Below are 23934 nucleotides of genomic sequence, written 5' to 3'. Positions count from 1 at the left end.
TAACCACAGCCTGGCCGAATAAAAATGGCGCCCTTGGGCGCCATTTTTATTCGGCAGCATGTTACTGATAGGAATGAGAGCCGTGCTGATGTTCAGTCACGTCCTGCACGCCAGTCAGTTCACCAGGGAAACGCTCCAGCATCTGAGTTTCGATGCCATCTTTCAGCGTGACGTCGACCATGGAACAACCGTTACAACCCCCGCCGAACTGCAATACCGCAATCCCGTCATCAGTGATTTCCACCAGCATAATATGACCACCATGACTGGCCAGTTGTGGATTGATTTCTGACTGGATTAGATACTCCACCCGCTCCCGCAGCGGCGCATCATCAGCGACTTTACGCATTTTAGCGTTAGGGGCTTTCAGGGTTAACTGTGAACCCAACTGATCAGTTACCAGATCGATGCTGGCATCTTCCAGAAATGGAGCGCTTTTTTCATCAACCATTGCGTTGAAGCCATTGAACTCCAGTTCAATATCGTCGCTTTCAATGGCATCTGGCGGGCAGTATGAAACGCCACACTCGGCCTGTGGGGTACCAGGACTGATAACAAATACACGGATGTTAGTGCCTTCCGGCTGATCGGCCAGCAGTTTGACAAAGTGGGCCTGTGCTGATTCAGAAATGCTAATCATGAAAAACCTGCTCCGTCAGGATAAACCTGAGTGAATTGGTAAGAATTAGGCTTATGATACTCCTGATGAAGCCAGCTTTGTAGTCCCCCCATCTACAGGTTAAGTTTTTAAGGTGGCGGTTTAAATTATCTTGGCATCTGGATCACATTCCCGGGGCTTCTGCTCGCGCCAGACACCAGACCTGCAAATCAGGGGTCCAAGGTGAAAGTGAACGTGCAAGTTCATTGATTGTGGTTCCGGTAGTGACCACATCATCGATCAGCGCAATCCGCTGCCACGACACCGCCTGTGTCACCAGGAACGCTCCCTGCAAATTGCTTCGGCGCGCCTGCCCGTCCAACCCGGCTTGCGGTAATGTTTCAGTTTGCCGCTGCACAAGTTGTTCGTCCACTGGCAACTGTAAGTACTGTCCCAATAATTTGGCAATCACGGTGGCCTGATTAAAGCCACGCTGACGTAATCGATGCGGATGCAGGGGCACAGGCACTAGCACTTGCGGCAAGATGATCAACTCATCGCTTAGCGCTTGTGTTACGCGGTCTGCCAGTGCCTTCACCAACGGTGGCAATGCGGCGAACTGAGCGTGGTATTTGATTTGTGGAATTAACGGTCCCAGCAATGAGTGATAACTCGCAGGAGCCACCACCGGTATTGGCTGTCTGGACAGACAACTGCCACAGTAGCGGCAGGGGGTTGTTAATGGCAGACCACAGCCCAGACAAACCGGCGTCTGATACAGACAACTTTGCAGGCAGACGTCGCAGATACCGGAGCTTGCAGACAGCAGCCGCTGATGACACAGCAGACAACGATTAGGTAAACTGGCGGCTATTAACGCCCGGCATCCTGCCAGGAAAGGGCTAAATTTGTTCACTTTATTGAATTCAGGCTGTGATTAATGACATCGTCCCTGTTTTGCCACATAGCTGGTGATGGTCAACCTCTGGTATGGCTTCATGGTTGGGGAGTTAACGGCAGTGTGTTCCTGCCAACGGTGACGCAACTTCCCCAGTATAGAAGTTACTGTGTTGATTTGCCGGGATTTGGTGACAGCCAACCTCAGTTCGGCACTTTGGATGATTGGGCGGAGAGATTAATTGCCGAACTGCCCGGCAATGCCATCTGGATCGGTTGGTCGCTGGGTGGCTTATTGGCGACACGCGTTGCTCAGCGATGGCCAGACAAAGTCAAAGCGCTAGTAACGGTAGCCTCTTCACCCTGTTTTATGGCGCGTCCCGATAATGCGTGGCCAGGCATTGCGCCCTCGGTACTGCAACAGTTTGAATCGCAACTGCAGCAGGATCTGCAACGCACCGTAGAACGCTTTTTAGCGATCCAGGCGATGGGTAGCGACACAGCGCGCGAAGATATTCGCCATCTCAAGGAATTGGTGCTATCCAAGCCATTGCCCGACGCTTTCGCCCTCGCTCAGGGGCTTTCTATGCTCAAACAGGTCGACCTGCGTGACAGCTTATCCTCTTTAACATTACCGTGGTTAAGGGTTTGGGGGCGACTGGACGGCTTAGTACCGCAAAAAATTGTGCCGTTGTTGCCGGTGACACCGCAAATCGAAGACGTAATATTACCCAAGTCGTCTCACGCGCCTTTTATTTCCCATCCGGAGGATTTTTTACGGTATTTGCGTAGCTGGTTGTACGAAAAGGGGTTTAATTCCAGCCGATAGTTGCTTACAATTTGTGCAATGACCGAAAGGATTTGCCATGCAACTTGTTTCCAATTATCCACAAGTGCCACTTGCAACCAGCAACCCAGCGACAGATGCTGCAAGGGTTGAGGGTCAGCAACGGCCGCCGGTCATCCCGCCACAAGAGCCCGCTAAAGGCCATGAAGAAAGAGCCTTTAACGCGCAAAATGAACGAACAGCAGATGCCGCGCAACAAAATGCCAAGCAAGCAACGCTGGTACATGAACAGCAACAATCAAATCAGCAACAGCAGCAGAGTTCCCAGCAACAAAAGCAGCAGGGGAAATCTCTATTAGCGGCGGTCTTTATCAAACCGGCATTGGATCGCAAAGATATCCGTAATCGGGTAGACCCAACGCCGCTGAACAACCGCCAAACCGCCACGTCAGACAGTAGTGAACATCCAATGCCCGATGAATCTGACGATTTTTACCGGGCGTTGGGTAACCGTATTGCGGAATATTACCAACAGCAAACCTCGCCATTGACTACCGCAAATTTAGAGGCATTGGCATGACAGCGGTCAAAAAGCCGAAGTATTTACTTCGGCTTTGGGTTGCTGAACTATTTTTTAAGTTTGGCAAATGCCTCAGCAAAAGCGTTTCCCATCGCCGCATTTAACGGCTTAGCTTTTTCCTGTGCTTTATGTGCAGGGGCCTTATTGGCTTTCGCGGCAGGTTTATGCACAGGCGGCTGCGAATTGGCTTTTGGCTGCACCACTTTAGGTTCGGCCTTCTCATCGAGTCGCATGGTAAGACTAATGCGTTTGCGCGGTACGTCTACTTCCAGCACCTTCACTTTGACCACATCACCGGCTTTCACAACTGTGTGTGGATCGCTCACAAATTTATCCGTGAGCGACGAGATATGTACCAGTCCATCCTGATGCACCCCGATATCCACAAACGCACCAAAGTTAGTCACATTGGTGACAACCCCTTCCAGCACCATTTCTGGATTTAGATCGGTGATAGCTTCAACACCATCTTTAAAGCTCGCGGTTTTAAATTCTCCGCGCGGGTCACGACCCGGTTTATCCAGCTCTTTGAGAATATCGGTAACCGTTGGCAGCCCAAAATCTGCAGTCGTGAAATCCTGTGGGTTCAGACTGGCTAGCAGTGCGGAGTTACCGATGATCGCTGCTAATGGCGTGCTTTTGGCTTGCGAGATATTTTCCACCAGCATGTAGGCTTCAGGATGCACAGCTGACTCATCCAATGGATTATCGCCACCATGAATACGCAAGAAGCCAGCCGCCTGCTCGAACGCTTTCGGCCCAAGGCGAGGCACGTTAAGTAACGCTTTACGATTATTGAAGCGGCCATTTTCATCGCGATAATCGACGATATTTTTTGCCAATGTGCGGTTAAGTCCTGCCACCTGGCTCAATAATGGAACCGACGCCATATTCACGTCTACACCGACACTGTTTACACAGTCTTCTACCACCGCTTCCAGTGACGTGGACAACTGACTTTGGCTGACATCATGCTGATACTGACCCACCCCAATTGATTTGGGTTCAATTTTTACCAGTTCGGCAAGCGGGTCCTGCAAACGGCGGGCAATAGACACCGCGCCCCGCAGTGACACGTCTAAATCCGGGAATTCATTGGCCGCAAATTCGGAAGCTGAATACACCGAAGCCCCGGCTTCACTCACCACCACTTTGGTCAGATGTGGGCGCTGTTCTTTAACTGCGGCGATAACATCTGCCGCCAATTTATCCGTTTCCCGAGAAGCAGTGCCATTACCGATAGCGATCAACTCCACCTGATGCATGTTAGCCAGCGTTGCCAAGGTTCTTACCGACTTGTCCCACTGGTTTTGTGGCGCATGTGGGAAAATGGTGGTGTGAGCCACCAGCTTACCGGTATCGTTCACTACAGCCACTTTCACACCGGTACGCAAACCGGGATCTAATCCCATTGTCGCTTTGGCACCTGCCGGCGCTGCCATCAACAAATCGCCAAGATTACGGGCGAACACTTTGATAGCTTCCGTTTCCGCAGCTTCACGCATCTGCGCGATAAATTCGGTTTCCATCTGCAGTGCAATTTTAATGCGCCAGGTTGCAGTCACTACAGTTCGTAACCAACGATCAACCGCGCAGTCAGATAATTGCCAACCCAGATGCGCGGCAATTATCTGCTCACAGTAACTGCCTTCTTTAGCCTCAGTGCCGGGATCAGCATTTAGTGCCAAACTGAGCACACCTTCATTGCGACCGCGTAGCATCGCCAGCGCGCGATGTGAGGGCACCTGACTGACGGGTTCTCTATGTTCAAAATAATCGCGGAATTTAGCCCCTTCCTGCTTCTTACCGCTGATCACTTTACTTTCCAGCAACGCATTTTCTGTCAAATAGCGTCTTACTTTCGCGAGTAGATCTGCATCTTCTGCAAAACGTTCCATCAGGATATAGCGGGCACCATCCAGTACCGCCTTCTCGTCAGAAAAGCCAGCGTCAGCATTAAGGTATGCGCTGCTTAATTGCTCTGGGTCGAGATGGTGATCCCCCACAGCCGCAAACAATTGCTCAGCCAGCGGTTCAATACCGGCTTCAATCGCAATCTGTCCTTTGGTTCGGCGTTTAGGCTTAAAGGGCAGGTAAAGATCTTCGAGGCGAGTTTTGGTATCCGCGTCATGCAACGCTTTTTCCAATTCCGGCGTCATCTTGCCCTGCTCGCTAATTGACTTCAGAATGACTTCGCGGCGCTCATTCAGTTCCCGCAAATAACCGAGGCGGCTATAAAGGGTACGCAACTGGGTATCGTCTAGGCCTCCGGTAACTTCCTTACGGTAACGGGCAATAAATGGCACCGTAGAACCTTCATCCAGCAGCGTTATGGTTGCTGCTACCTGTTGCTCACGAACATCCAGTTCCTGAGCGATGATTTGAGCAATATTGTGCATAAATCCAACAATCAGTTTGTTCACTAGCGTTAAATGCGCCAACAATACCACAGAGCGCCATAAAGGTTTATGACCTGTTAGCCTACAAGGTGTTGGCTTTTAGTCGATAACGACATAAAAAAAGCCGGTGCGCTGCACCGGCTTTCAATGAAGAGCGACGATTACTTAGCCCTTTGGATAGAAATGCGCTACACCCTTGTGGCAATCCACACAAGTTTTACGCTTATCCGGATCTTTCTTGAAGTTCATGCTGTGCATGGTTACCGCAATCTTCTTCATAGATTCAGGCTGATTTTCGAAAATACGAGTATGGCAGTGCTGACAGTTTTCAGAATCATTGGCGCGGAAGTCAGCCAGAGCTTTATCTGCCTGTTCTTTGCGGTTTGCGTCCAACCATGCCTGAGTATTAAAACCATCGATAGTCAGGAAGCCATACAGATCCTTAGATACCACGATCTTTTTCATCAGGTATTTGATAGGGTTATGTGGCAAGTGACAATCTTCACAGGTCACGGTGATACCCTGAGGGTTGCTGCCGTGAGGCGATGCCATCAACTCTTTCTGAATAGAATGGTGGCTGTGGCAGCTCATACAGAAAGCATCTGAGCTAGTAAAATGTAATGTCTGCTGTGTGGCAAAGTAACCAATGACACCGATCACTACACCGACAATCAACAGTGAAACGATGGAATACTTTGCGCTGGGTTTGAATAGTGCACGCCAATTCATCACTCTTCTCCAATATGGAATATGCAATTTCTTTTTTTAGTATTTAACAATACCTTTTTCCGAAACGGATTATAAACCAACTTTATTTAATTAATCTGACCTTAATAAGCTAAAATGCGACGGAGGTCTAACTCTGCTTAATCAACTTAGCTAATTTAGCGCATCTATTGCTGCCCACTATTTTTTTATTTTGGCAATTCTGCGCAAATGGCTTAATCGCAAAATTATTCCTTGATCCTGCTCAATTTAATCCCGGTTAAGGTTTTTTCTTCAATGCAACTTTTTCCGATACAACGCCTCTTAATAACAGGTTTGTCATACTGACATCATGCCAATAATGCGAAATTTGCTGTTAACCATCACTGTACTGATGATGCTGTTCAGTCAGGCGCTTTCGCCGCGACAAGCGGTGGCGATGCCAGTGGCTCAGCACACATTTGCCCAAATGTTAGTTGAGCCGCAGACAATGAAGCATTGCTGTCAGGGACAAATGCACGGTCGGCAATGCAGTGCCGTTACAGCCAACTGTAGCCCGGCAGGAACCTGTGTGACTCACTGTGCTAATTTGATATCGGCACCACTCCCCATTGGCTTAGCGACGCTAGACGATACGGCTACTCAAGCCATTTCCCATAATAGCTGGAGTGTGCAAACCGTTATCAACGGCCTAAAAACTCCGCCTCCAGATTCGCTGTAATCATCAATAACGCGTATCTAAGTCTAAACGACTTCATCACATCTTATTATTGGTTACCGATATTTTGGAGTAATGACTATGTTTACGAAAGTCTCCTTAACAGCGACTGTCGCCGCCTTTCTCGCGACATCAACCGTACTTATCGCCACACAACTGCAAGCGGCACAACTCTCATGGCCCGAGGTTTTACAACTTGGCGGCGTTGATGGTCTCCCCAATACAAACCACAGCGACAGGCTACAACTGACCAGAGGTTCGAATCTCCTGGTGGTACCGTAATTTATTTCGTTACAGCGCAGATGACGCCAGCACTTGGGTCACGTCAGAACCGCTGCATTTACAGGTAAACGTTGGGGATCAAAAAGCAGGTCTCACTAAACTTACCCACCTGAATGATGCAGCGACAGCAAAAGCCTATCTGCGACGACCATTCGTTAACGTCATCGATATCAATAACAATATCATCACGTTACCGCTACAACGCGAAGCTGGCATTATCGCCAACTTGCTGACCACTCAAGGTCAATTATTGAGGAACCATGAAGATAGGCGTTGAGATTGCCTAAAGTTTTAGAATAGATTCAGATAATTGTGAATTTAATCAAGTTAGTCTGTTTAGGACGTGTTAAAATTTAGGCGATCATTATTTTGGGACATCTTATGCAACGGCTGCGTCGTCATATGGGATTGATACTCACCATGCTCGCGTTTATCGGGCAGGGGTTGCTATCTAATGACCATTGGATGATTCCATCTGCTAATGCTACAGAACCCACAATGATGATGTCGGCGACAAGCAGCCAGCCAATGGCTGCTTCAATGGATTGTCACACTCAAAAGACTATGACTCCCGACTGTTGTGATGGGCACCATGTTGCACAAGTGCTTCCCGACACTGCAACCCATCACTGCTGTGACGGCAAGGGACTCTGTAAAGGTGGTCATTGTTTAGTGATATCCGTGACAGGTACTCTTCTGGCAGCCGTTTCCTGGCCGACAGCCAAGCAGCCTGAAGTTGCCGTTGCAACCCCTATGCCTCATTTCCACTCTGTTGACGTTAATCCCAGTTTAAAACCCCCCATTGCATAACTGCTACGGCACACCTGTGCCCGAAATCTACTAAACACAAGCTGAATTAATTTTTGGGTCTGTTACTGATGTCTTAGCGATCTCAGTCTTGCCCGCTATGGAGTGACTTATGAAAATCCTTTTTACCCTGTTTTTTGCCCTAATGTTAAGTCTTGGCCTAACCAGCTACAGTTACGCTGGTGAAGCCGTTCAACAAACTAAAGCTGCTGACACAGCCGAGGTTTATCACTGCCCAATGCATCCGGAAGTGACCGGACACAAAGGCGATTCCTGCCCGAAATGTGGCATGAAGCTAGTGAAAGCCAAAGCTGATGCTGTGGTGTATCACTGCCCAATGCATCCAGAAGTGACTGGACATAAAGGCGACAGCTGCCCGAAATGTGGTATGAAGCTGGTGCCAGCACAATCGCAGGGTGACAGTGCTATGCACGCGATGCACATGCAGCAACAATAAATTTAGGCGCAGGTGGAGATGAGGCATATGAGTACTAAACAAACACGTCGAAACCTGGCTTGCGTCCTCAGTCTGGCGCTGGCCACGGGGTCACAGTGGAGTCTACAAGCCCTGGCGGTTACCGATGAGCACCAAGATCACCAGCACCAGACAACGACGGCTGCGCAGGGAGCATATTATTGCCCAATGCATCCGCAAGAACGCAGCGACAAACCGGGACGCTGTCCTATATGCGGCATGTTTCTGGTAAAGGACGAAGCAACTGAACCCAAACAATCACCGGCCAAGCCGAGTGCTACAACTACAGCAGAGCACCAGAAAACCTATGTCTGTCCCATGCACCCACAAATCGTGAGTCATGAGCCGGGACGCTGTCCGATTTGCGGTATGTTTCTGGTCGAAAAGGACGCTGATGCAGATGCCAAACCTCAAATGGACATGGCACAACCACAGACCTCGGCCCCAGCAGATCCCGATGATCATGCCAAGATGCAGATGGACATGTCACAGGGCAAGGATAAAACCGCGACGATGGATATGTCCGTAAAGCCAACAACTGCCAAACAAGTGGCCAATGTGCAAAAGGTCTTCAGTAGTGTCGACAAAGCGCAGCCCTCTCACGGTGGCACCATTAAATATGTCTGCCCGATGCATCCACAGATTGTCAGTGATACCCCCGGAACCTGTCCTATCTGCGGCATGACCCTAGAAAAAGTGGAGATGGGGGGACATCAGGATACGGTTCAAGTCAACGTGTCAGGCCAGATGCAGCAAGCGCTGGCACTCAAAGTCGCCAAAGCCACCCGACAAACCATGTGGCGCTTTGTCGATACCGTCGGCGAAGTCGGCTATGACGAAAGCCAGATCACCCACATTCACTCGCGCGTTACTGGCTGGGTAGAGAAGCTCACAGTGCAATCTGAAGGTGACGAGATTAAAAAAGGACAACTGCTCTACGAAATCTATTCGCCGGATTTAGTTAACGCACAGGACGATTATCTGTTGGCGCAAGATACGCTCAAGCGCTCCGGTAACAGCGACCGTTATCAGGAATTATTGCGTAAAGCAGGAACGCGACTGGAGCTGCTGGGATTAAATCCAGAGCAGATTAAGCAGTTAGCTAAAACGGGCAAAACGCAATTCCGCGTACCTTTTTATGCCGAGTCCAATGGTTACGTGAAAAATCTCGATATTCGTGACGGTATGTATTTGCAGCCATCAACTGAAATTCTGTCAATGGTGGATTTGGATAAGGTCTGGGTGATAGCCGACGTGTTTGAAAATGAACAGAGCTGGCTGGCGGTAGGTCAACCGGCGGAAGTCAGCATTCCCGCCATGGGGATAAAGGGCCTGCAAGGGAAAATTGATTATATCTATCCCGAGTTGGATCCGGTGACCCGCAGTCTGCGGGTGCGCGTCGTGTTGCCAAATAAAGGCGAACATCTGCGCCCCAATACCCTCGCCAAGGTATCCCTGTTTGGCGGCGCGAACGAAAATGCGCTGGTCGTGCCACAAGAAGCACTGATCCAGACCGGTAAAGAAAACCGCGTCATTGTGAAAACCGCAGACAACGATTTTGTCGCACGCCGGGTGGATGTAGGGATGATGAGCCGCGGCATGGTGCAGATCCTCAACGGTCTCAGTGACGGTGAAAACGTGGTGATTTCCGGCCAGTTCCTGTTGGATTCTGAAGCCAGTCTCAAAGGCAGTTTGATGCGTCTGAGCAGCCAGCATCAGGAGGCACATAATGCTGAAGACCATCATTGATATGGCTATCCGTCAGCGCGTGATGGTCCTCATCATCGCGTTGATTGTGGCAGTGCTGGGCATTCATGCGTTACAAAAAACGCCGCTGGATGCCTTGCCGGATCTCTCGGATGTGCAGGTCATCATCAAAACCTCTTATCCCGGTCAGGCCCCCAAGCTGGTAGAAGATCAGATCACTTATCCGTTGTCGACCGCCATGTTAGCCGTCCCGGGGGCGAAGACCGTCCGCGGTTATTCCATGTTTGGCGACTCGTATGTGTATGTGATTTTTGAAGATGGTACCGACATCTATTGGGCGCGTTCACGCGTGCTGGAATACCTGAGTCAAATCAGTAGTCGGCTACCGGATGGCGTCCAGCCGTCGCTGGGGCCCGATGCTTCCGGTGTCGGCTGGATTTTCGAATATGCATTAGTCGATAAGACCGGCAAGCTGGATCTGTCGCAACTCAAGAGTTTACAAGACTGGTACTTGAAGCTGGAATTACAGAGTGTCCCTGGGGTTTCCGAAGTCGCCACCGTTGGCGGTATGGAGCAGACCTATCAAATCGTGCTCGACCCGGACAAACTGGCCATCTATAAGCTAGACATTGCCAGCGTGAAATCTGCCATTACCAAGGCCAACAGCGAAGTCGGTGGCTCAGTGGTCGAAATGGCGGAAGCAGAATATATGGTGCGCGCCAAAGGTTATCGTCAGACCCTGAAAGATTTTGGTGAAATTCCGTTAGGTATTGCCAGTCCATCCGGAACCCCACTGTTGCTGCGCGATGTTGCCACCATTCGTAAAGGTCCCGCGGCCCGCCGTGGAATTGCCGAACTTGATGGTGAAGGCGAAACTGTCGGCGGCATTATCGTGATGCGTTATGGCGAAAATGCCCTGGCAACCATTAAAGCCGTCAAGGCCAAACTGGAACAGTTGAAAGCTGGTTTACCGGAAGGCGTCGAAATCGTCCCAACCTATGATCGTTCACACCTGATCCAGAATTCTGTCGATAACCTGGTCCACAAGGTCATTGAAGAGATGGTGGTCGTCAGTTTAGTCTGCCTGCTGTTTTTGCTGCATGCCCGTTCGACCCTGGTTGCCATTTTTACGCTGCCAATGTCGATTCTGATGGCCTTTATCGTCATGAATCACATGGGAGTGAACGCCAACATTATGAGCCTAGGCGGCATTGCCATTGCGATTGGTGCGGTGGTCGATGGTGCCATTGTCATGATCGAGAACATGCACAAACATCTGGAACATTTCCGGCATGAACATGATCGTGCACCGCAAGGCCCTGAACACTGGCAAATAGTGGCGGAAGCTTCCAAGGAAGTGGGGCCGGCGTTATTTTTCTCACTGCTGATTATTACCTTGAGCTTCTTACCGGTGTTTGCGTTGGAAGATCAGGAAGGTCGGCTATTCACACCGCTGGCCTACACCAAAACCTTTGCTATGGCGTCAGCGGCGATACTTTCAGTCACGGTAGTGCCCATTCTGATGGGGCTATTTATTCGTGGCAAAATTCCTTCTGAAACGGCCAACCCCATCAGCCGGGTGTTAATCGCCGGCTATAAACCGGCATTAAATCTGGTATTGCGCTTTCCTAAGGTGACGATCCTGGCCGCCCTAGTGGCGCTCGCAAGTGCCTGGTATCCCGCCACCCGAATGGGCAGTGAATTTATGCCCAGCCTGGAAGAAGGCGATCTGTTGTACATGCCCACCACGCTGCCGGGGATCAGTGCCGGTAAAGCCGCAGAACTGCTACAACAGACGGACCGGCTGATCAAAACCGTCCCCGAAGTAAAACGGGTATTTGGTAAAGTTGGCCGCGCAGAAACCGCCACTGACCCAGCACCACTGACGATGCTGGAAACCACCATTATGCTGAAGCCCAAGGAGGAATGGCGTCCCGGCGTCAAACTGGAAGACGTGATTACGCAATTACAGAAAACGGTCAAAGTCCCCGGCTTAACCAATGCCTGGGTACAACCCATCCAGACGCGTATTGATATGCTGTCTACCGGGATCAAGACACCGGTTGGCATCAAAATCACCGGTGACAGTGTCGATGAACTACAACGTATCGGCGCACAAATTGAAGCCATTTTGTCGCAACAACCGCATACTCGCTCGGCATATGCAGAACGCGTTGGCGGTGGTCGTTACATCGACATTACGCCAAAGCTCGATGTCGCTTCACGCTATGGCATGACCCTGAGCGACATTCAGGACATTGTACGTTACGCCATTGGTGGTGCCGATGTTGGCGAATCGGTGCAGGGCGCTGAGCGCTATCCGATCAACCTGCGCTATCCCCGAGATTTACGTGACAATATTGAAAAGTTACGCGATTTGCCGGTCATCACCAAATCCGGTAACTATCTGCCACTGCGCAATCTTGCGGATATCGAAATCACCGACGGCGCGCCGATGCTCAAAAGTGAAAACGGACGACTGATCTCCTGGGTATTTGTGGATATCAGTGGCACGTCTATCGGTGAATACATCAACACCGTGAAGCCCATTCTGGCCAGCCAAGTGAAACTGCCGCCGCGTTACAGCTACAGTTTTGCCGGTCAGTATGAATATATGCAGCGGGTTGCCGACAAGTTAAAACAGGTTATTCCGATGGCGCTCGCCGTCATCTTTATTCTGTTGATGCTGACCTTTAACTCCGCATTACAGGCCAGCATGATCATGTTATCGCTGCCATTTGCATTGGTCGGCAGTACCTGGGTGCTTTATGCCCTTCATTACAACATGTCTGTTGCGGTCGCGGTGGGGATGATCGCGCTCGCCGGTGTGGCGGCAGAATTTGGGGTGGTGATGCTAGTGTATCTGGACAATGCAATTAAGCATCGTCAGGACAATGGTATGTATCAAAGTGTCAGCGACCTGAAAGCGGCCTTGATTGAAGGCGCAGTAATGCGCGTACGCCCCAAAGCCATGACGGTAGCGACCATCTTCTTTGGCTTGTTACCTATCATGTGGGGGGCAGGTTCGGGCAATGATGTGATGCAGAAAATTGCTGCACCTATGGTTGGCGGCATGATCACCGCGCCGGTATTGTCCTTGTTTGTACTGCCAGCGTTATATCTGCTGATATATCGTCGTAAGTTAGCTAATTCAGAAACCTCGGCGTAAATATCGCGATTAAAAAAGGATGCCATTAGGCATCCTTTTGTCGGCAAAAACGGGATTAGTCGTCGGTCGTTTCTGATTTTTTGTCACGCGCTAACAGTTCTTTGGCAGCATCCAGTGGTGATTTACCTTGATATAGCACCTGATAGATCTGCTCGGTGATTGGCATTTCTACGCCCAATCGCTGCGCCAGGGTAAAGACCTCTTTGGTGTTGCGATATCCCTCAACCACCTGACCAATCTGTTGCTGCGCCGTTGCCACATCACAACCTTGGCCAAGCGCCAAGCCAAACCGACGATTGCGTGACTGGTTATCAGTGCATGTCAGCACTAAGTCACCCAAGCCAGCCATGCCCATAAAGGTGTCACTTTTAGCACCTAACGCACAACCAAGGCGTGTGAGCTCTACCAGTCCGCGGGTAATGAGTGCCGTTCTTGCGTTGGCACCGAAACCGATGCCATCAGACATTCCCGCACCAATTGCGATAACGTTTTTTACGGCGCCACCCAACTGCAATCCAATGAAGTCATCGTTGGCATACACTCGCAAGCTTTTAGGACTATGCAGCAGACCGACGAGATCTTCGGTAAATTCGGGATCTGTACCCGCAATAGATATCGCCGTTGGCAAACCGGCTGCGAGCTCTTTTGCAAACGTCGGCCCAGAGAGTACCGCCAACGGATAATCATCGCCTAGCACATCTCGCGCCACGTCCTGCAACAACCGGCCGGTATCAGGCTCTAATCCTTTGGTCGCCCAAACAATGCGGGCATCCTTACGCAACAGTGGCTTAGCAGTTCGCAGTACCTCACCAAACACATGGCTGGGTACTACTAGCAGCACATTACGGGAAGCCGCAAGCGCTTTGCCAAGATCGGCTTCCATCACCAGACTGTCTGGGAACGGAATGCCAGGCAAAAACTCTTCGTTGCTGCGCGAGGCACCAAGACGGGCGACATGCTCGGGCTCATGTCCCCATAACACGGTTTTGTGACCATTACTCGCTAGGGAAATCGCCAGTGCAGTTCCATAAGAACCGGCGCCAAGCACCGAGATTTCAGCAGAATCAGTCATGACTTAAGCTTCAGCCGCTTCAGTTTGTGATGCCTGAGCTTGGCGAGACTGCACATACTGGGCAAACAGTGCGTCGAAATTCACTGGTGCCAAATTCAATTGCGGGAAGGTACCACGAGAGACCAGACTGGACACAGCTTCACGAGCATAAGGGAACAAGACGTTAGGGCAGAAAGCGCCTAGTGAATGAGCCAATTGTGGTTCAGTCAGGCCGGAAATACCAAAGATGCCGGCTTGCTGTACTTCACACAGAAAGCCAACTTCTTCGCCGTTTTGTGCAGTCACAGTCAATGACAGGATCACCTCATAGACATCATCAGCAAGTTTGGCGCTGCGGGTGTCCAAATCCAGTTTAATCTCCGGCGTCCATTCTTTCTGGAACACGGCTGGGCTGTTAGGTGTTTCGAAAGACACATCTTTAATATAAACACGTTGAATGCTGAACTGTGGGGCTTGTTGTTCGTTATTTGCTACTTCAGCCATAATGCTACCTATCCAATTGGTCCCGGCCTTCATGAGCCGTTGTTATTGCGGGAGATGGTGATTCATTTCACTATCTCTTGAATTATCTATTCCGGATTAGCGGAACAGCTCGAGACGCCAGTCGTTATGAAAACGACCATCGACAAAATTTAACGCTTGGCTTTTGATATCGGCATATTGGCGGATTGCCACTCGCCCATACCGCCTTTGAGGCTGAATACTTGCTCAAAGCCGTCTTTCACAAGCAATTCACCGGCTTGCACTGAAGTCATGCCAGCGTTGCATACCAGTATAATGGGTTTCGCTTTATACTTTTCAAGGTTAGTGTTGGTTTTATTTTTAATTTCTGCCATCGGAATGTTAACAGCGTTAACAATGTGTCCCTTACGAAATTCCTCTTTGGAACGTACATCGACCACTTGGGCATCCTGCTTGTTGATCAATAACGTGGCTTCCTGAGCGTTAACATTTTTTACTTTTGACACCGCACCCTTCAACCAAGTAACGAGCACTGCGATAAATAATCCCACCCACGCCAGTGTCAGTACCGGATGAGCTTTAAAAAATTCGATATATTCCTGCATGTTTTTGACAGCCTGTATTGTTATTGGGCAGCTAAGAACCAGCGCAGAGTATACCCATAGCCATAGCAGATTGCAGCTGTTTCGACCACAGAATGGCGGGCAAGCTCACTGGTCAACAGAGGGAAACTATCAAGACAATCGCTTCACCATGACTTTTTTCCTGCGCTATGACTGTAGTACCATCTAATCAATTTCCATTTAGATTTTGATTTCACTGTTAACGGGTAATCCACATGAAGACAATCAAAGGTCCTCTGGCGCTGTTGATCCTGGATGGCTGGGGCTATTCTGAGCACACCAATAGCAATGCCATTTTCCATGCACACACGCCCGTGCTGGACCAACTCAATACTGAGTATGCCCACAGTCTGATTTCCGGATCAGGAACAGACGTCGGATTACCCGATGGACAGATGGGCAATTCCGAAGTCGGCCATATCAATATCGGTTCTGGCCGTATCGTCTATCAGGAGCTGACCAGAATTGGAAAAGCGATAGAAGAGGGCGATTTCTTCGAAAACCCAGTACTGATTGCCGCGATCGATAATGCCGTGAAGGCTAATGGCGCGGTTCATGTTATGGGATTGCTGTCGCCCGGCGGTGTACATAGCCATGAAGAGCACATTGCCGCCATCTGTCGCATGGCAGTACAACGTGGAGCCAAACAGGTTTATCTGCATGCGTTTCTAGATGGTCGCGACACGCCGCCGCGTAGTGCCAAACAGAGCTTGGAAATGTTTGAAACGCTATTTTCTCAGTTAGGCACTGGTCGCATTGCCTCTATTATCGGGCGTTATTATGCCATGGATCGCGACAACCGCTGGGATCGGGTTGCTCAAGCTTATGCACTGATCACCGAAGGTAAAGGCAAATACACTTGTAACAACGCCATTGAAGCGTTGCAACAAGCTTATGACCGCGACGAAAACGACGAGTTCGTTGCAGCGACAGCGATATCAGATAATGGTCAAGTCGCAACATTACACGATAATGATGCGCTGATTTTTATGAACTTCCGCGCCGATCGCGCGCGCCAGTTGACCCGCGCATTTATCAACGCCGACTTTGACGGTTTTCCGCGCCACGTAGTACGTAAGGTGAATTTTGTCACACTCACGGAATATGCTGCCGATATCAAAGCCCCGATTGCTTTTCCAAAGGAAGAATTGGTCAATACCCTGGGGGAAACGTTGCAAAAACTCGGTATGCGTCAGCTACGGATCTCCGAAACCGAGAAGTATGCCCATGTGACCTTCTTCTTCAATGGCGGTCTGGAACAGCCCTTCAACGGCGAAGACCGGATTTTGATTAACTCACCGAAAGTGGCAACCTATGATCTGCAACCGGAGATGAGTTCCACAGAATTGACCGATAAGCTAGTTGAAGCCATTGAATCATCTCAATATGATGTCATCATCTGTAATTACCCCAACGGCGATATGGTCGGCCATACTGGCAATTTCGACGCGGCGGTGAAAGCATGTGAAGCTGTAGACGCTTGTATCGGTCGAGTCGTATCAGCACTGCAACAGGTCGGCGGGGAATGCATTATTACCGCTGATCATGGCAACGCCGAAAAAATGGTAGATGATACAACCGGACAGCCACATACAGCTCACACGAGCGATTTGGTACCTTTCATCTATGTAGGCAGAAAAGCGCATATCGATGAAGGTGGTCGCTTAAGTGACATCGCGCCGACCATGCTGACGTTACTGGGGCAACAGATACCGGCGGAAATGACCGGACACCCTTTGATCCACACAGAAGAGTAAATACAGACTGGTGCATAAGCATGTGATCGCCAAAGCCAGCATTGTTGCTGGCTTTCTTATATTCAGCCAAACGCTACTGGCATCTGATCTGGAGCGGCGGCAATCGGAACTGAAGCAAATTCAGCAGCAGATTGCTGCCCAGCAAAATGATCTGCAAGACAGCAGTAAGCAACGCGAAAAGTTGCTGTCACTATTGAAGCAGGATGAACAAGCGATTGGCACGGCGGCTCGCCAGGTAACAGAAACCGAATCACGACTGGCAGACAGCCAGAAGAAATTGATGGCTTTAGATCAGCGAGAAGCAGATCTGGCACGCCTACAAAAGACACAACAACAAACCCTTGCCAAACAACTTAAAAGTGCCTTCCTTGCGGGTAACCACGATTACACCAAACTGTTATTACATCAAGAAGATCCAGCCACAGTTGAGCGGATGCTCGCCTATTATGACCTGCTGAACAAAGCACGTATGGATGCGATCAACGAATTAAAGAAAACGCGTGAAGAATTGGTTGCCGTGCAGCAGCAACAGCAACAGGAAAATGATCGGCTTAACCAATTGGCGATGGATCAACGGGCGCAATCCGCACAGCTAAAGCAGGAGCAGCGACAGCGACAAAATACGTTAAGCGAACTGCAGCGAGTCATTAACAGTAAAGCTTCTGATCTTGAACAGCTACAAATTGAAGAAGCCTCGTTAAAACGCGTGGTAGACGCCGCGATGAAAGCGATGCGGGATATGCCATCAATGGACGGGCTAGGCAATGTTAGCGGTAAGCTTTCCTGGCCAACGAATGGCACGATGAACAGCAGTTTTGGTAGTCGTCGTTCCGGAAATGTTAACTGGAAAGGCGTGATGATTGGTGCCGCTGAAGGCCAACCGATTAAAGCTATCGCACCTGGAAAAGTGATTTACGCCGACTGGTTACGCGGTTTTGGTCTGCTACTGGTGGTTGACCATGGCAAGGGCTATATGAGTCTTTACGGTCATGCGCAAGCCTTACTCAAGGATGTGGGGGATATCGTCCGTAAAGGTGAAACAGTAGCACTGGTCGGACGCTCAGGTGGTCAGTCTGAACCTGGCCTATACTTTGAGATACGCCATAAAGGGGAAGCGATCGACCCCGCCCAATATTGTCGTCGATAACCTGATAAATCGCAGGAGGAGCATATGACAAAATTGATACGCAATATGCTCATTCTGCTGATAGGGATCATCATTGGGGTTTCCTTAAGCGTTGCCAGCTATTCGCGCTACAATCATCCAGTGAAAGAGGATCACTCCGATTTAATTTTGCTGCATGAAGTGATTGAAACCGTTGAAACTTACTATGTCGACAAGATCAGCCGTGAGCAACTGGTGAGTGCCGCAATTGACGGCATATTCAAAACGCTCGATAGCCATTCCACCTTCCTCAACGTAGATCAGGCTAATGACCTCCAGAGCAGTAATCGCGGCCAATATTACGGTTTCGGTTTTGAAGTCAGCCCTGATCAAACGCAATTAGTCATTCAAACGGCGTTCCCAGGCTCACCGGCAGCTAATGCAGGACTACAAAAGGGAGATATCTTATTTACCTTAAATCAACACCGCGTCACCGCAGCCAATCAACCACAAGTTCTGGATCTCATCAAACAAGCGTCACAGGGCAGGCAAGCCATTGCGCTAGAGGTTAAACGCCAAAACTCAACTTTTACGGTCACGCTGCAACCTGCGGATATTCGCTTGCACTCAGTGCAAGCCAAATTACTGGCCGATAACATTGGCTATCTGCGGATCACTCATTTTCAGCAAGATACCGCTAAGGACGTAAAGTCTTGGCTGGAACATTGGCAGCAAACTGAGATTAATGGTCTGATCATCGATGTCAGGGATAATCCCGGTGGACTACTGGAACAGGCAGTCGCGATTGCCGATATGTTTTTAGATCAAGGCGTCATCGTTGCAACGCAAGGACGCTATATCAATGCCAACGAGACCTTCTATGCCACTACTGGCCGCTTATTAGCAAATGTACCTTTGGTGGTTATTATCAATCAAGATTCTGCATCTGCGGCAGAAATTCTTACCGCGGCCTTACGTGATCATCAACGAGCAACCGTTGTTGGCGAAAAAAGCTTTGGCAAAGGCACGGTACAGAGTCTGATCCCAAATCTTTATGACCGTGGTTCCATGATTAAGCTGACAACCGCCAGATACACCACACCAAACGGTAAAATGCTTGACACCAAGGGGATTGAACCTGATATAAAAGTGACACAAGAAAACGGAGACAATTCATTGGAAGTGGCAAAAGATGTAGCCAAAACTGCCGGTCAACCTAATCACGACCATCAGTTTGACGCCGCTATCAGCTGGATTGAAACCCATAACCATAATTAGACGCGTGCGCTCATTACTCCTCTCAATACTACTATGCTTTAGTTCGCAAACCATGGCCGCCAAACTAGCCATTATCATGGATGACATTGGTTATCGTCATACAGATGAAGCGGCACTGTCTTTGCCGCCCGGGATCACTTTTTCAATATTACCGCACACTCCTCTTGGTGAAAAAATGGCCCGAGCTGCGCACGCTAAAGGTCATGAAATCATGGTACATATACCAATGCAGGCGTTGGATGGCAGGACGATGGGACCAGGCGGTCTGAATAACCAGATGTCAGAAACTCAGTTCAAGCAAGCTGTCGAAGACGCTATCGGAAGCATCCCCTTCGCCAAAGGTACGAATAATCATATGGGCAGTCTGTTAACTCAGCTTGATAGACCCATGGGATGGCTGATGTCAGTCCTAAAGCAACAAAATCTTTACTTCGTAGACAGTGTCACAACCCGCTATACCAAGGCCGGAGATGAAGCAGAGACACACGATGTGCCGTTATTGAAACGCCAGGTATTCCTGGATAACCAAACATCATTAGCAGCGCTAAAACATCAATTAAAAGAAGCGGTGCACTTGGCAAGAAAAGAAGGGCAAGTGGTATTAATCGCACACCCTTATCCTGAAACCATCGCCTTCCTGAAAAAGCAGCTTAAACAATTGCCAGAAGAAGGCGTGCAGTTGGTGCACGCATCCAGTTTATTGCCGCTGCAACTCGCGCAAAAAGCCGACATGGCTACGGAAGCTAAAAAGCAGCTATGACAAGCGAAAAGTGGGCGATGCTAGTCCTCAATATCCGCTAATGTAAATTCAGGTAACAACGCGACCAATTCATTACGATTAGAGACAACATCGGCAAGCGTATACTGATCCAAAACCGCGAGGTACGCTTTAACCGCTCTACCTAACACTCCCTGCAATTTACAGGCTGGCGCAAACCGACAGTAAGGCTTGCCACAGTCGATCGGTGCCAGCGAATGCTCTAATGAACGCACCAACTGCCCAACATTAATCGCTTCTGGCGCCATTCCTAGACGAAAACCACCGCTCTTGCCACGAACTGTCTGCAAATAGCCTAACTTGCCAAGATGGTGCACTATCTTGGAAACATGATTTGGCGATAGATCAAAGACGTCTGTAATCTCCGCAATCCTGAACAGGGTCTCCCGCTCTGGTTGCATGGCGAGATACATCAGAGTGCGCACGCCAAAATCTGTATAACGTGTTAATTGCATGGCTCACCCTACCGTTAAGATGTTTGCTGTTCCAAACTGGTTATCAACCATATCGCTATCTCCCGGTTATCACCACATACATCTGGAGTTGCATGAAACTGACTACATACCTGAGGACGCTCAGGCTTGCCAAATAATAGGCAAAGATTATGCTGATCCAATTGGATACATCTTACACCTGCTGGCTTACCTTCAGGCATACCCGGAATGGGACTAGTGATTGACGGCGCAATACAACAAGCGCCACATCCAACTCTACAGTTCACATCTATTACCTTTATTCAGATTGCATATTATAGCGACTTTAAATTAGCGGATAACTATGCAAATCACAGTGTTGTTATATTACATACGTCAAGAAGTGCCATCTTTTGTAACAGAAGATTTTTTAATCATTTCTAGGCAAGAATAGATACACATCCAATAATATGCTGAAAATTCGCACTAAATTAGTGCTAATGACGCCATAACTGTTGTAATAAAAGCAAAAAATATCACACTGTGTCATTTAAATTATGACAAATCCGATAGCGCTAGTAATAAGAAAGTTCACAGAGATAACGCAAGAGAGTAAAAAGCAAAAGGCCTCGTCGTGAGACGAGGCCTTGCTATTAGTGGCGGGATGGACGGGACTCGAACCCGCGACCCCCGGCGTGACAGGCCGGTATTCTAACCAACTGAACTACCACCCCACTGGGCCGAAGCCCAATTCTTACTGCCAGACGCTGCGCATCTGACTAAATAGGCGCTTGGCGATGACCTACTCTCACATGGGGAGACCCCACACTACCATCGGCGCGATTGTGTTTCACTTCTGAGTTCGGAATGGAGTCAGGTGGGACCACAATGCTATTGTCACCAAGCAAATTCGGTCAATTCGGAAAGCTGCTTCGTTCTCTACTTCAACCAAGCATTCATATTCATTCAAGGTTAAAACCCATCTGGGTTGTATGGTTAAGCCTCTCGAGTCATTAGTACAGGTTAGCTAAACGCCTCACAACGCTTACACACCCTGCCTATCTACGTCCTGGTCTCGAACGGCTCTTCAGTGGACTCAAGGTCCAAGGGAAGACTCATCTTGGGGCTCGCTTCACGCTTAGATGCTTTCAGCGTTTATCAATTCCGAACATAGCTACCGGGCAATGCCATTGGCATGACAACCCGAACACCAGCGGTTCGTTCACTCCGGTCCTCTCGTACTAGGAGCAACCCCCCTCAATCTTCCAACGCCCACGGCAGATAGGGACCGAACTGTCTCACGACGTTCTGAACCCAGCTCGCGTACCACTTTAAATGGCGAACAGCCATACCCTTGGGACCGACTTCAGCCCCAGGATGTGATGAGCCGACATCGAGGTGCCAAACACCGCCGTCGATATGAACTCTTGGGCGGTATCAGCCTGTTATCCCCGGAGTACCTTTTATCCGTTGAGCGATGGCCCTTCCATTCAGAACCACCGGATCACTATGACCTGCTTTCGCACCTGCTCGACGTGTCTGTCTCGCAGTTAAGCTGGCTTGTGCCATTACACTAACCGTACGATGTCCGACCGTACTTAGCCAACCTTCGTGCTCCTCCGTTACTCTTTAGGAGGAGACCGCCCCAGTCAAACTACCCACCAGGCACTGTCCCTAATCCCGATAAGGGACCAAGGTTAGAACATCAACACTGCAAGGGTGGTATTTCAAGGTCGACTCCATCAGGACTAGCGTCCCAACTTCTTAGTCTCCCACCTATCCTACACATGCAGGGTCAATGTTCAGTGCCAAGCTATAGTAAAGGTTCACGGGGTCTTTCCGTCTAGCCGCGGGTATACGGCATCTTCACCGCAATTTCAACTTCACTGAGTCTCGGCTGGAGACAGCCTGGCCATCATTACGCCATTCGTGCAGGTCGGAACTTACCCGACAAGGAATTTCGCTACCTTAGGACCGTTATAGTTACGGCCGCCGTTTACCGGGGCTTCGATCATGAGCTTCTCCGAAGATGACCCAATCAATTAACCTTCCGGCACCGGGCAGGCGTCACACCGTATACTTCCTCTTGCGAGTTCGCACAGTGCTGTGTTTTTGATAAACAGTTGCAGCCAGCTGGTATCTGCGACTCCCGTCAGCTTAGAGAGCAAGTCTCATCACCAACAAGAGCGTACCTTCTCCCGAAGTTACGGTACCATTTTGCCTAGTTCCTTCAGCCGAGTTCTCTCAAGCGCCTTGGTATTCTCTACCCGACCACCTGTGTCGGTTTGGGGTACGATTCCTGCTAACCTGAAGCTTAGAAGATTTTCCTGGAAGCTTGGCATTAACCACTTCATCACCTTAGTGACTCGTCATCAGCCCTCAGTATTATGTGCCCGGATTTGCCTAAGCACACTACCTACAACCTTAAACGCGGACGACCGTCGCCGCGCTGGCCTAGCCTTCTCCGTCTCTCCATCGCAGTTAGCAGAAGTACGGGAATATTAACCCGTTTCCCATCGACTACGCCTTTCGGCCTCGCCTTAGGGGTCGACTCACCCTGCCCCGATTAACGTTGGACAGGAACCCTTGGTCTTTCGGCGTGGAGGTTTTTCACCCCCATTATCGTTACTCATGTCAGCATTCGCACTTCTGATACGTCCAGTGTGGGTTACCCCTTCACCTTCATCCGCTTACAGAACGCTCCTCTACCGCTCATACATAGTATGAACCCGTAGCTTCGGTGTATTGCTTAGCCCCGTTACATCTTCCGCGCAGGCCGACTCGACTAGTGAGCTATTACGCTTTCTTTAAATGATGGCTGCTTCTAAGCCAACATCCTAGCTGTCTAAGCCTTCCCACATCGTTTCCCACTTAGCAATAACTTTGGGACCTTAGCTGACGGTCTGGGTTGTTTCCCTTTTGACGACGGACGTTAGCACCCGCCGTCTGTCTCCCGAGTAGTACTCATTGGTATTCGGAGTTTGCAAAGAGTTGGTAAGTCGGGATGACCCCCTAGTCTTAACAGTGCTCTACCCCCAATGGTATTCGCTCGAGGCGCTACCTAAATAGCTTTCGAGGAGAACCAGATATCTCCCGGTTTGATTGGCCTTTCACCCCCAGCCACAGGTCATCACCGTCTTTTTCAACAGACGTGTGTTCGGTCCTCCAATTGATGTTACTCAATCTTCAACCTGCCCATGGCTAGATCACCGGGGTTCGGGTCTACACCTAGCAACTATTCGCGCAGTTAACACTCGGTTTCCCTACGGCTCCGCTATTCGCTTAACCTCGCTACTAAATGTAAGTCGCTGACCCATTATAC

At 49.7% G+C, this 23934-nt stretch carries 20 protein-coding genes, 1 tRNA gene and 2 rRNA genes (1 of these 23 cut by a window edge); 11 read left to right on the top strand and 12 right to left on the bottom strand.

The annotated features are described in order from the left end of the window. Positions 1 to 61: 61 nt before the first annotated feature. The gene (nfuA, locus tag KDN34_RS00280; RefSeq protein WP_212594993.1) at positions 62 to 640 is read right to left on the bottom strand and encodes a Fe-S biogenesis protein NfuA; all 579 of its coding nucleotides are present in this window, start codon (positions 638 to 640) and stop codon (positions 62 to 64) included. 142 nt (positions 641 to 782) lie between these two features. Continuing rightward, on the bottom strand, positions 783 to 1514 hold the full coding sequence (locus KDN34_RS00275; protein ID WP_228730385.1) for a ComF family protein: 732 nt from the start codon (positions 1512 to 1514) through the stop codon (positions 783 to 785). Positions 1515 to 1538: 24 nt separating this feature from the next. On the opposite strand from KDN34_RS00275, the gene bioH reads away from it, so the two are divergent. After that, complete coding sequence (gene bioH, locus KDN34_RS00270) at positions 1539 to 2324, top strand: pimeloyl-ACP methyl ester esterase BioH (RefSeq protein WP_212594992.1); 786 nt, start codon at positions 1539 to 1541, stop codon at positions 2322 to 2324. A gap of 37 nt (positions 2325 to 2361) precedes the next feature. Beyond that, complete coding sequence (locus KDN34_RS00265) at positions 2362 to 2862, top strand: hypothetical protein (RefSeq protein ID WP_212594991.1); 501 nt, start codon at positions 2362 to 2364, stop codon at positions 2860 to 2862. 47 nt (positions 2863 to 2909) lie between these two features. On the opposite strand, the gene KDN34_RS00260 is transcribed toward KDN34_RS00265, so the two are convergent. Together KDN34_RS00260 and KDN34_RS00255 are read right to left on the bottom strand one after the other, a co-directional pair. Continuing rightward, complete coding sequence (locus tag KDN34_RS00260) at positions 2910 to 5261, bottom strand: Tex family protein (protein WP_212596463.1); 2352 nt, start codon at positions 5259 to 5261, stop codon at positions 2910 to 2912. Positions 5262 to 5426: 165 nt separating this feature from the next. Continuing rightward, a complete protein-coding gene (locus KDN34_RS00255; protein ID WP_212594990.1) occupies positions 5427 to 5990 on the bottom strand; it encodes a NapC/NirT family cytochrome c in 564 nt (187 codons plus the stop codon). 337 nt (positions 5991 to 6327) lie between these two features. Between KDN34_RS00255 and KDN34_RS00250 the strand changes: the two genes are divergently transcribed. From KDN34_RS00250 to KDN34_RS00230, 5 genes are all read left to right on the top strand, one after another. Continuing rightward, positions 6328 to 6687 (top strand): hypothetical protein, encoded by a 360-nt coding sequence (locus KDN34_RS00250; protein ID WP_212594989.1) that lies wholly within the window; start codon positions 6328 to 6330, stop codon positions 6685 to 6687. A 660-nt stretch (positions 6688 to 7347) separates the two neighbouring features. Then, a complete protein-coding gene (locus KDN34_RS00245) occupies positions 7348 to 7776 on the top strand; it encodes a hypothetical protein (protein WP_212594988.1) in 429 nt (142 codons plus the stop codon). A 109-nt stretch (positions 7777 to 7885) separates the two neighbouring features. Further along, complete coding sequence (locus KDN34_RS00240) at positions 7886 to 8230, top strand: heavy metal-binding domain-containing protein (RefSeq protein WP_212594987.1); 345 nt, start codon at positions 7886 to 7888, stop codon at positions 8228 to 8230. Between the two features lie 27 nt (positions 8231 to 8257). Beyond that, positions 8258 to 9997, top strand: a complete 1740-nt coding sequence (locus KDN34_RS00235) for an efflux RND transporter periplasmic adaptor subunit (RefSeq protein WP_212594986.1) — start codon at positions 8258 to 8260, stop codon at positions 9995 to 9997. Beyond that, a complete protein-coding gene (locus tag KDN34_RS00230; RefSeq protein ID WP_212594985.1) occupies positions 9978 to 13124 on the top strand; it encodes an efflux RND transporter permease subunit in 3147 nt (1048 codons plus the stop codon). The genes KDN34_RS00235 and KDN34_RS00230 overlap by 20 nt, the downstream gene beginning before the upstream one ends. A gap of 55 nt (positions 13125 to 13179) precedes the next feature. On the opposite strand, the gene gpsA is transcribed toward KDN34_RS00230, so the two are convergent. The 3 genes from gpsA to KDN34_RS00215 form a co-directional block, all read right to left on the bottom strand. Continuing rightward, on the bottom strand, positions 13180 to 14196 hold the full coding sequence (gpsA, locus tag KDN34_RS00225) for an NAD(P)H-dependent glycerol-3-phosphate dehydrogenase (protein ID WP_212594984.1): 1017 nt from the start codon (positions 14194 to 14196) through the stop codon (positions 13180 to 13182). 3 nt (positions 14197 to 14199) lie between these two features. After that, complete coding sequence (secB, locus tag KDN34_RS00220; RefSeq protein WP_212594983.1) at positions 14200 to 14679, bottom strand: protein-export chaperone SecB; 480 nt, start codon at positions 14677 to 14679, stop codon at positions 14200 to 14202. A gap of 149 nt (positions 14680 to 14828) precedes the next feature. Then, on the bottom strand, positions 14829 to 15263 hold the full coding sequence (locus tag KDN34_RS00215; protein WP_212594982.1) for a rhodanese-like domain-containing protein: 435 nt from the start codon (positions 15261 to 15263) through the stop codon (positions 14829 to 14831). A gap of 233 nt (positions 15264 to 15496) precedes the next feature. Between KDN34_RS00215 and gpmM the strand changes: the two genes are divergently transcribed. The 4 genes from gpmM to KDN34_RS00195 are packed head-to-tail and all read left to right on the top strand — an operon-like array spanning position 15497 to position 20181. Further along, a complete protein-coding gene (gpmM, locus tag KDN34_RS00210; RefSeq protein WP_212594981.1) occupies positions 15497 to 17038 on the top strand; it encodes a 2,3-bisphosphoglycerate-independent phosphoglycerate mutase in 1542 nt (513 codons plus the stop codon). Positions 17039 to 17048: 10 nt separating this feature from the next. Beyond that, on the top strand, positions 17049 to 18185 hold the full coding sequence (locus KDN34_RS00205) for a murein hydrolase activator EnvC family protein (RefSeq protein ID WP_212594980.1): 1137 nt from the start codon (positions 17049 to 17051) through the stop codon (positions 18183 to 18185). A gap of 24 nt (positions 18186 to 18209) precedes the next feature. Further along, the gene (locus tag KDN34_RS00200) at positions 18210 to 19421 is read left to right on the top strand and encodes a S41 family peptidase (RefSeq protein ID WP_212594979.1); all 1212 of its coding nucleotides are present in this window, start codon (positions 18210 to 18212) and stop codon (positions 19419 to 19421) included. 4 nt (positions 19422 to 19425) lie between these two features. After that, a complete protein-coding gene (locus tag KDN34_RS00195; RefSeq protein ID WP_407695779.1) occupies positions 19426 to 20181 on the top strand; it encodes a divergent polysaccharide deacetylase family protein in 756 nt (251 codons plus the stop codon). 20 nt (positions 20182 to 20201) lie between these two features. Here the strand turns inward: KDN34_RS00195 and KDN34_RS00190 are convergent, their stop codons facing one another. The 5 genes from KDN34_RS00190 to KDN34_RS00170 all read right to left on the bottom strand — a co-directional run. Then, positions 20202 to 20654, bottom strand: coding sequence for an Rrf2 family transcriptional regulator (locus tag KDN34_RS00190; RefSeq protein ID WP_212594977.1), 453 nt, complete (start codon positions 20652 to 20654; stop codon positions 20202 to 20204). Between the two features lie 14 nt (positions 20655 to 20668). Beyond that, a complete protein-coding gene (locus tag KDN34_RS00185; protein ID WP_212594976.1) occupies positions 20669 to 20920 on the bottom strand; it encodes a YkgJ family cysteine cluster protein in 252 nt (83 codons plus the stop codon). A gap of 349 nt (positions 20921 to 21269) precedes the next feature. Then, positions 21270 to 21346: transfer RNA gene (locus KDN34_RS00180), tRNA-Asp, on the bottom strand. A gap of 55 nt (positions 21347 to 21401) precedes the next feature. Continuing rightward, positions 21402 to 21517: ribosomal RNA gene (rrf, locus tag KDN34_RS00175) — 5S ribosomal RNA — on the bottom strand. A gap of 87 nt (positions 21518 to 21604) precedes the next feature. Then, positions 21605 to 23934 (bottom strand): 23S ribosomal RNA (locus KDN34_RS00170) (it continues 559 nt past the right edge of the window).

The organism is Shewanella yunxiaonensis (assembly GCF_018223345.1).
Taxonomy (GTDB): Bacteria; Pseudomonadota; Gammaproteobacteria; order Enterobacterales; family Shewanellaceae; genus Shewanella; species Shewanella yunxiaonensis.
The sequence above is the reverse complement of the archived record's forward strand: the minus strand, read 5'-3'. Positions and strand labels throughout refer to the sequence as shown.

Excerpts from the sequence above, each read along its gene's own strand:
- nfuA (WP_212594993.1), bottom strand. The coding sequence starts at position 640 with ATGATTAGCATTTCTGAATCAGCACAGGCCCACTTTGTCAAACTGCTG.
- bioH (WP_212594992.1), top strand. The coding sequence starts at position 1,539 with ATGACATCGTCCCTGTTTTGCCACATAGCTGGTGATGGTCAACCTCTG.
- KDN34_RS00265 (WP_212594991.1), top strand. The coding sequence starts at position 2,362 with ATGCAACTTGTTTCCAATTATCCACAAGTGCCACTTGCAACCAGCAAC.
- KDN34_RS00260 (WP_212596463.1), bottom strand. The coding sequence starts at position 5,261 with ATGCACAATATTGCTCAAATCATCGCTCAGGAACTGGATGTTCGTGAG.
- KDN34_RS00255 (WP_212594990.1), bottom strand. The coding sequence starts at position 5,990 with ATGAATTGGCGTGCACTATTCAAACCCAGCGCAAAGTATTCCATCGTT.
- KDN34_RS00250 (WP_212594989.1), top strand. The coding sequence starts at position 6,328 with ATGCGAAATTTGCTGTTAACCATCACTGTACTGATGATGCTGTTCAGT.
- KDN34_RS00245 (WP_212594988.1), top strand. The coding sequence starts at position 7,348 with ATGCAACGGCTGCGTCGTCATATGGGATTGATACTCACCATGCTCGCG.
- KDN34_RS00240 (WP_212594987.1), top strand. The coding sequence starts at position 7,886 with ATGAAAATCCTTTTTACCCTGTTTTTTGCCCTAATGTTAAGTCTTGGC.
- KDN34_RS00235 (WP_212594986.1), top strand. The coding sequence starts at position 8,258 with ATGAGTACTAAACAAACACGTCGAAACCTGGCTTGCGTCCTCAGTCTG.
- KDN34_RS00230 (WP_212594985.1), top strand. The coding sequence starts at position 9,978 with ATGCTGAAGACCATCATTGATATGGCTATCCGTCAGCGCGTGATGGTC.
- gpsA (WP_212594984.1), bottom strand. The coding sequence starts at position 14,196 with ATGACTGATTCTGCTGAAATCTCGGTGCTTGGCGCCGGTTCTTATGGA.
- secB (WP_212594983.1), bottom strand. The coding sequence starts at position 14,679 with ATGGCTGAAGTAGCAAATAACGAACAACAAGCCCCACAGTTCAGCATT.
- KDN34_RS00215 (WP_212594982.1), bottom strand. The coding sequence starts at position 15,263 with ATGCAGGAATATATCGAATTTTTTAAAGCTCATCCGGTACTGACACTG.
- gpmM (WP_212594981.1), top strand. The coding sequence starts at position 15,497 with ATGAAGACAATCAAAGGTCCTCTGGCGCTGTTGATCCTGGATGGCTGG.
- KDN34_RS00200 (WP_212594979.1), top strand. The coding sequence starts at position 18,210 with ATGACAAAATTGATACGCAATATGCTCATTCTGCTGATAGGGATCATC.
- KDN34_RS00190 (WP_212594977.1), bottom strand. The coding sequence starts at position 20,654 with ATGCAATTAACACGTTATACAGATTTTGGCGTGCGCACTCTGATGTAT.